Source organism: Marinobacter sp. ELB17 (genome assembly GCF_000169375.1).
Classification (GTDB): Bacteria; Pseudomonadota; Gammaproteobacteria; order Pseudomonadales; family Oleiphilaceae; genus Marinobacter.
This window is the reverse complement of the sequence record NZ_AAXY01000028.1, coordinates 45,110-53,359: the sequence shown is the minus strand read 5'-3', so window position 1 is coordinate 53,359 and position 8,250 is coordinate 45,110. Positions and strand designations below refer to the sequence as shown.

At 55.8% G+C, this 8,250-nt stretch carries 6 protein-coding genes; 3 read left to right on the top strand and 3 right to left on the bottom strand.

Going from position 1 to position 8,250, the window contains the following annotated elements; genetic code table 11:
- Positions 1 to 576 (top strand): alpha-isopropylmalate synthase regulatory domain-containing protein (locus tag MELB17_RS19580; protein ID WP_319795892.1); only part of this gene is annotated, 576 nt, incomplete at its 5' end.
- Positions 577 to 661: 85 nt separating this feature from the next.
- Here MELB17_RS19580 and MELB17_RS19575 read toward each other — a convergent pair.
- From MELB17_RS19575 to xseA, 3 genes are all read right to left on the bottom strand, one after another.
- Positions 662 to 871 carry a cold-shock protein gene (locus MELB17_RS19575; RefSeq protein ID WP_007352080.1) on the bottom strand — a complete coding sequence of 70 codons (210 nt, stop codon included), beginning with the start codon at positions 869 to 871 and terminating at the stop codon, positions 662 to 664.
- A gap of 140 nt (positions 872 to 1,011) precedes the next feature.
- Positions 1,012 to 2,889: a propionyl-CoA synthetase gene (locus MELB17_RS19570; protein WP_007352079.1), complete on the bottom strand. Its 1,878-nt coding sequence runs from the start codon at positions 2,887 to 2,889 to the stop codon at positions 1,012 to 1,014.
- Positions 2,890 to 3,076: 187 nt separating this feature from the next.
- Positions 3,077 to 4,426 carry an exodeoxyribonuclease VII large subunit gene (gene xseA, locus MELB17_RS19565; RefSeq protein ID WP_007352078.1) on the bottom strand — a complete coding sequence of 450 codons (1,350 nt, stop codon included), beginning with the start codon at positions 4,424 to 4,426 and terminating at the stop codon, positions 3,077 to 3,079.
- Between the two features lie 213 nt (positions 4,427 to 4,639).
- On the opposite strand from xseA, the gene guaB reads away from it, so the two are divergent.
- Both guaB and guaA read left to right on the top strand, forming a co-directional pair.
- Positions 4,640 to 6,103 (top strand): IMP dehydrogenase, encoded by a 1,464-nt coding sequence (guaB, locus tag MELB17_RS19560; protein ID WP_007352077.1) that lies wholly within the window; start codon positions 4,640 to 4,642, stop codon positions 6,101 to 6,103.
- A 63-nt stretch (positions 6,104 to 6,166) separates the two neighbouring features.
- The gene (guaA, locus tag MELB17_RS19555; RefSeq protein ID WP_007352076.1) at positions 6,167 to 7,744 is read left to right on the top strand and encodes a glutamine-hydrolyzing GMP synthase; all 1,578 of its coding nucleotides are present in this window, start codon (positions 6,167 to 6,169) and stop codon (positions 7,742 to 7,744) included.
- The last annotated feature ends 506 nt before the right edge of the window (positions 7,745 to 8,250 follow it).

Sequence of the window (8,250 nt, the reverse complement as noted above, 5' to 3'; positions counted from 1 at the left end):
GTGCGCATCAACAGCCAGTCTGGCAAGGGCGGCGTGGCTTATGTGCTGGAGCGGGATTACAACATCAGCTTGCCACGTTGGCTGCAAATTGAATTCAGCAAAGTGGTGCAGCGTGAAGCGGAAAACAACGGTGGCGAGATCGATTCGATGAGCATTCATCGCCTGTTTGAAGCTCGCTATCTTGCGGTGCAGGCAGACTGGGCGTTACGCACTTACGATCTTCATCGCAACGAACAAGGTGTACGTGCGGATTTGGTGATCGGTAACGAAAACAGTCCGGTTACGCTGCAAGGTTATGGCTCAGGGGCGGTGGAAGCAGTAGCAGCGGCGCTGGCCCAGCGTTTTTCCATTACCCTTGCGGTAGAGGCTTATGACGAGTTCGCCCTGGGCGCAGGCACTTCGGCCAATGCCATGGCGTGTATTCGTTTGCAGGCTAACGGCCAGACATGCAGCGCAGCAGCCCTGGCGGAGGACACCACGTCGGCGACCTTACAGGCGTTATTGAATGCGGTGGCCCAGATTGTGCCCGGTGTTCACGCTAGCGCAAAAGCGGTCGATGAGGCGTTAAGCGTCTGATCTTAAAATCAGCCATAAAAAAACGGGCCGGTGAATCATCGGCCCGTTTTTCTGACTGGTCACGCTTTATCAGCGACAGCCCTTATTAAACAGGCGTTACGTTCTCTGCCTGCGGGCCTTTAGGGCCGTCGGTTACAGTAAACTGCACTTTCTGGCCTTCAGCCAGGGTGCGAAAACCGTCTGCGTTGATGGCACTGAAGTGAACGAATACGTCACTGCCGTCTTCCTGGGCGATAAAGCCAAAGCCTTTTGCTTCGTTGAACCACTTCACGTGGCCAGTTGTGGTCTCAGACATCGATCTTTCCTGTATTTCACATGAGCTCCTATAAACGGAGCTTTTCTGATTTCCCCCCGTAGGGGCTTTAGATACTGCCACCCCAGTATAGACCGGACGAAGGCGCCGTCAACGCCCTTTCGGGCGCTGTTTTGGAATATTTACCGAGGCCGGAACTGGTCGCTGATTTCTTCCAGAATGGACGGGTCATCAATGGTGCTTGGCACATTGTAGGCCTCGCCGTCTGCAATCTGGCGTATAACCCGGCGCAGAATCTTGCCAGAACGTGTTTTTGGTAAGCGGTCAACCACCATGGCCCGTTTAAAGCAGGCAATGGCGCCGATTTTGTCACGCATCATTTCTACCAGCTCGTCTTCCAGCTCGTCATGGTCAATGGTGGCGCCATCTTTTATCAGCACCAGCCCGATCGGAATCTGGCCTTTCATATCGTCATGGGCGCCAACCACGCAGCATTCAGCGACCGCCGGGTGAGACGACACCACTTCTTCCATTTCACCGGTAGATAACCGGTGGCCGGCTACGTTAATGACGTCGTCGGTGCGGCCCATAACGAAAATATAACCATCTTCATCTTCAAAGCCACCGTCACCAGTGCTGTAAAAGCCGGGAATAGCGTCGAGATAACTTTCACGGAAACGCTTATCATCGCCCCAAACGGTTTGCAGACAGCCCGGTGGTAGTGGCAGTTTTATCGCGATCTGGCCCTGTTCACCCGCTGGCATCTGATTGCCGCGTATATCAACTATCTGAACATCGTAGCCGGGGGACGGCATGGTGGCGGAACCGGGTTTAGTGGTCATCATTTCGATACCGGCGGGGTTACAGCAAATGGCCCAGCCGGTCTCGGTTTGCCACCAGTGGTCAAGGACTGGCAAATGAGTATGCTCACGCAGCCAGTCGTAGGTGGCCGGGTCCAGGCGCTCGCCGGCCAGATAGATGCGCTTCAGCGAGCTGATGTCGTATTTCTTTAAAAAATCCGCTTCCGGATCTTCTTTGCGCACCGCGCGAAAAGCGGTTGGGGCGGTAAACAGAATATTGACCTTGTGATCCTGGATCACGCGCCAGAAACCACCTGCGTCGGGGGTGCGAACCGGTTTGCCTTCATACAGCACGGTGGTGCAGCCGGCAAACAGCGGCGCGTAAATAATATAGCTGTGACCCACTACCCAGCCCACATCCGATGCGGTCCAGAACACATCACCGGGGCTGGCGTCGTAGACCAGCTTCATGCTGTATTTCAGTGCCACGGCGTGGCCGCCGTTGTCCCGCACCACACCTTTGGGTTTACCGGTGGTGCCGGAGGTGTAAAGAATGTACAGCGGATCGGTCGACTTGACGGCGACCGGGGCTGCTGGCTTGGCGTCGCGAACAAGTTCGTTCCAGTCCACATCTCTGGGGCTTTGCAGGCTCGCCAGTGCTTCCGGGCGCTGATACACAACACACAACTCAGGTTTGTGTTTAGCCTGTTCCAGAGCTTTGTCCACCAGTGGCTTGTAGGCAATCACCTTGCTGACTTCGATGCCGCAAGACGCGGTAATGAGCGCCTTGGGCGTTGCATCGTCAATGCGAAGGGCCAGTTCGTGGGCCGCAAAGCCGCCAAACACTACCGAATGAACCGCGCCAATACGAGCACAGCCCAGCATCGCAATCACCGCCTGAGGGATCATCGGCATGTAGATAACGACGCGATCGCCCTTTGCAATGCCGCGGGCTTTCAGGGCGCCGGAAAAACGTGCGACTTCATCGGTCAGTTGATTGTAGGTGTAGCTTTGCTGGGCGTTGGTCACCGGTGAGTCGTAAATTAGTGCGGTTTGTTCACCACGGCCGGCGCGAAGGTTGGCGTCCAGAGCAATGTCGCTGGTGTTCAATTCGCCATCGGTAAACCAGTCACCGTGGCCGTTGTCTTTGGCCTGCCAGATGGTGTGCGGAAATTTAATCCACTCGATGTCGGCGGCTTTTTCACGCCAGAAATCGTCTGGTCTGCTGATTGAGTGTGTAAATTCTGCGTTGTAATCCATTCATTCCACCTCACAGTGTCAGTGTTTATTCTTAGTGCACTTGTGAACCACTTTAGGCCGTTTCCGTCATGCAACCAGTAGACCATGGGAGTAGATTTGCTGGCGCAGGCCTGAATTAAAGCAATCACACGACAAAACGAGGTGTTTTTAAGCGTTGCTACGCTCCATCAAAATGTGTCGCACTGCATTAAGATTCATCGCAACTCGTCACCTGGGCGTGAACAGTGCCGTTGGCCACACGGGCGCTGATGGCCTGGCCGGCTTCAAGCTGCCCGGCATGCCGCACAATCTTGCCCTGGTCGTCTTTTACAATGGCGTAGCCCCGCCCCAGAGTGGCCAGCGGGCTGACCAGATTCAGGGTTTGCGCTGTGTAATCCAGTTGCTCACGGCGGCTTTTAAGAGCTTGCTGAATGGCCAGATTCAAGCCTGTTGTTGCCCGCAACACACGTTCGCCGGCGCTGGCCAGTTGCCTGTTAGGTGATTGCATGGCCAGGCGCTGCTGCAAATGGTCGGTACGCATATGCAAGCGCTGGGTCAGCTGCGCCATGGCGCGGCTCAGGCGCAGATCCAGCCCATCCAGGCGCTGCGCTTTTTCTTGCAGGCTGCGGCGCGGATCCTTTAATCGCGTGGAAAGCTGCAGCAGTCTGTTTTCAAGCGCCGTGTGTTGGCGCCCCATTGCAGCCTGCAGGCGCTCGCTGATGGCCTGTAATTGGCGTAACCAGATGCTTTGATCTGGCGATATTTTTTCCGCCGCTGCCGACGGTGTTGGCGCCCGCAAATCGGCTACGTAATCGGCAATAGTGGTGTCTACCTCGTGCCCCACGGCGCTGACGGTGGCTATCGGGCAGGCGGCAATGGCGCGGGCTACGGCCTCTTCGTTAAAGCACCACAAATCTTCCAACGAACCGCCGCCGCGGCCAATAATAAGCACGTCCGCGCGATTGTGGGCGACAGCCCGGCCGATGGCAGCGACTATGTCTGCGGTTGCGGCTTGGCCCTGCACCGCGGTTGGGTAAAGTGTGACGGGGATGCCCGGGCAACGCCGAGCCAGCACAGTGAGTATGTCGTGAATCGCAGCACCGGTTGGGGAGGTAACCACGCCAATATGCCGGGGTAGGGCGGGTATGGGTTTTTTGCGCTCGGTGCTAAACAAGCCCTCGTTGAAGAGCTTTAACTTTAACGCTTCAAACGCCTGCTGAAGGGCGCCCGCGCCGGCTGGCTCCAGATGCTCGACAATAATCTGGAAGTCGCCGCGGTTCTCGTACAAGGTCACTTTGCCGCGAATTCGCACCAGTTCGCCTTCTTTTGGCGCCGGGCGAACCCGCTGATTGGCGCCGCGGAACATGGCACAGCGAATCTGGCAGTTACGATCCTTCAGAGAAAAGTACCAGTGCCCGGAGGAAGGGCGTGAAAACCCCGACAATTCGCCTTCAACCCAAACCTGCATAAAGCTGGTTTCCAGCAGGTGACGGGCCTGATGATTCAGCTCACTAACGCTGAGCGCCCGCGGCCGGGTGTCCTGAAAGGCATCATTCACCGAAAACTCCCCATATTTTTATACGCAATAGCCGAATAAATTGGATGTAAACTGCTTAAAATTCAGATGCATGCAACCTTTGGTGGGAAACTGTGCGGTTTACTGGGCTGCAACAGATCTTTATAATAGATCTATTAAGGATTCTACTTTGCAACGGCACTTTCTGTGGCCTTGCCAAGGTTTAAATTTAGCACGTTCAAAAGGCCGATCCCAATGCTGCGAATTGCCGAAGAAGCTCTCACATTTGATGACGTATTGTTGGTGCCCGGTTACTCCGAGGTTCTGCCCCACGAAGCCGATCTTCGCACTCGCCTGACACGAACCATCACACTGAATATCCCGCTGGTGTCGGCGGCCATGGACACAGTAACAGACGCAGAGCTGGCGATTGCCATGGCCCAGGAAGGCGGCATTGGCATTATGCACAAAAACATGAGCGCCGAGCAGCAGGCCGCCGCGGTGCGTAAGGTGAAAAAGTTCGAAAGCGGCGTGGTAAAAGACCCGATTACGGTCAAGCCCGAGAACACCGTACGCGAGCTGGTTGAAATTACCATGGCCAATAATATTTCCGGCCTGCCGGTAGTCGACGGCAGCGAATTGGTGGGCATTGTAACGGGTCGCGACATCCGCTTTGAGAGCAGCATGGACACGCTGGTGCGTGACATCATGACGCCGAAGGAAAAGCTGGTTACGGTGAAAGAAGGCGCTGATCTGGAATCGGTGAAAGAACTGCTGCACCGCCACCGCATTGAGAAAGTCCTGGTGGTGAATGATAACTTCCAGCTGCGCGGACTGGTCACAGCAAAAGACATCCAGAAGTCCAAAGACTACCCGCTGGCGAGTAAAGACGATCAGGGCCGCCTGCGGGTTGGCGCGGCCGTCGGCACCGGCGGTGATACCGAAGCCCGCGTGATTGCTCTGGCGGAAGCCGGTGTTGATGTAATTGTGGTGGATACGGCCCACGGTCATTCCCGCGGTGTGCTCGATCGTGTGCGCTGGATCAAGGAACATTACCCTGAGCTGCAGGTGATTGGCGGCAATATCGCCACAGCTGAAGCCGCCCTTGCCCTGGTTGACGCCGGCGCAGATGCGGTGAAAGTGGGTATCGGCCCGGGTTCTATCTGTACCACCCGCATTGTAGCTGGTGTGGGAGTGCCGCAGATTTCAGCGGTGTCCAGCGTGGCTGAGGCCCTGAAAAACAGTGACGTTCCGCTGATTGCCGACGGCGGTTTGCGCTTCTCCGGTGATATTGCCAAGGCTATTGCGGCCGGCGCCCACTGTGTGATGATCGGCAGCCTGCTGGCCGGCACCGACGAAGCCCCGGGTGAAATCGAACTGTTCCAGGGGCGTAGTTACAAGGCCTATCGGGGCATGGGTTCAATCGGCGCCATGGGTCAGGGCTCCAGCGATCGGTATTTCCAGGACGCCAGTAAAGGCATAGAAAAGCTGGTTCCCGAAGGGATTGAAGGTCGCGTGGCGTGCAAAGGCCCGATGCGCAACATTATTCATCAGCTGATGGGCGGCCTGCGCGCCGCGATGGGTTACACCGGCAGTGCCACCATGACCGATATGCGCAACAAGCCTCGGTTTGTGCGCATCACCGGTGCCGGTATGCGCGAGAGTCACGTTCACGACGTGACCATCACCAAAGAAGCACCGAACTACCGCGTTAGCTGATTACAGGTTGTTTTTATGCGGCCCCATTGTTGGGGCCGCATTGCTAATTTCCCCGAGGATTCCATGGCCCACGACATTCACGATCACCGCATCCTGATTCTAGATTTCGGTTCCCAGTACACCCAGCTGATTGCCCGCCGGGTTCGGGACATTGGTGTTTATTGCGAAGTGCGCGCTTTTGACATCACTGCTGAAGAGCTCGACGCGTTCAACCCCAAGGGTATTCTGCTGGCCGGTGGTCCTGAGTCGGTCACCGAGCTGGGTGGCCCCCGCGCGCCTGATGGCCTGTTTGATCGTGAAATTCCGGTATTGGGTATTTGCTACGGCATGCAAACCATGGCAGAGCAGCTGGGCGGCCGGGTAGCCAGCTCGGAAAAACGCGAGTTTGGTTACGCCCAGATAAAAGTGCGCGCCAAGGGCCCTTTGCTGCAAGACATCACCGACCACCTGACCGCGACCGGCGAATCTCTGCTGGACGTGTGGATGAGCCACGGCGACAAAGTGGTTGCCATGCCCGAAGGTTTTGAACTTCTGGCCTCCACCGAAAGCGCGCCTATCGCAGCCATGCAAGACCTGTCGCGCAATCTTTACGGCCTGCAGTTCCATCCGGAAGTGACCCATACCTTGCAGGGCAAGCGCATTCTGGAACACTTTGTGATGAACATCTGCGGCTGCGAAGCCCTGTGGACGCCGGCCAAGATTGTCGACGACGCCGTGCAAAAAATCCGCGAACAGGTTGGCACCGACAAAGTGCTGTTGGGCCTGTCTGGCGGGGTAGATTCCTCGGTGACCGCGGCGCTGCTGCACAAAGCCATTGGCGATCAGCTAACCTGCGTGTTTGTTGACAACGGCCTGCTGCGCCTGAACGAAGGCGACCAGGTGATGGACATGTTTGGTAGCAGCATGGGCGTAAAAGTCATTCGCGCCGACGCCGAGGAACGCTTCCTGACCAACCTCAAAGGCGTCAGCGATCCCGAACAGAAGCGCAAAGTGATTGGTAACACCTTCATCGACGTGTTCGATGAAGAAGCCACCCGCATCCAGAATGTAAACTGGCTGGCTCAGGGCACTATTTATCCGGACGTGATCGAATCGGCTGCGTCCAAAACCGGCAAGTCCCACGTGATCAAATCCCACCACAACGTGGGTGGCCTGCCGGAAACCATGAAGCTGAAATTGGTAGAGCCGCTGCGGGAGCTTTTCAAAGACGAAGTGCGTCGCATCGGCCTTGAACTTGGCCTGCCTTACGATATGGTGTATCGCCATCCGTTCCCGGGCCCGGGCCTGGGTGTGCGCATTCTCGGCGAAGTGAAAAAAGATTACGCCGACATCTTGCGCCGCGCTGACGCCATCTTCCTGGAAGAGCTACACCGCGCCGATTATTACCACAAAACCAGTCAGGCCTTTGCGGTCTTCCTGCCGGTGAAATCGGTAGGCGTAGTAGGCGACGCCCGCCGATACGAATGGGTGATCGCACTGCGCGCCGTAGAGACCATCGATTTCATGACCGCACGCTGGGCGCACCTGCCTTACGAGCTGCTGGAAACCGTGTCTAACCGCATTATTAATGAAATCAGCGGCGTATCACGGGTGACTTACGATGTGTCGTCGAAGCCGCCAGCGACCATAGAATGGGAGTAAGTGAGCGTCCTGCGCTGACGGATAAAAATACCTAGCAGAAACCAACAAAGCCCGGCATAACGCTGGGCTTTGTTGGTTTTGCAGGGTTCTAAATTCACTAAAAGTTTTTAGGCCAATTAAAGTGCTCTAATCGAATGATATCGAGGTCCGCGACGATGAGCGCTTTCAGTCAACGAGGCAAAAACCCATCTTGGCACCATGCTAGTGAAAACACAGCAGTCGACAAATCAGATCAAACAGAACAGCAAGCCGCTGGCTGCTGTTCTGTTTGTAAAATAGACCGAGAGTATTGAGGCTCGAGAGTTGCGAGCGCGGTCTTCTTGCTGGTGAAACGGTCGGCTATGGGGTAGTGAAGGTTTAAGAACCAATGGTTGATTCCATCGGCCTTTTTCTTTAACATTAAAAATAGTTTAAAATTTCCATGTCTTCATATAGAGTACATTCTGTATACAGCGCGCAAAGGTAACAGCAGAAAGGCACGTTTTTATTTAAAGCATTGGTGCGGC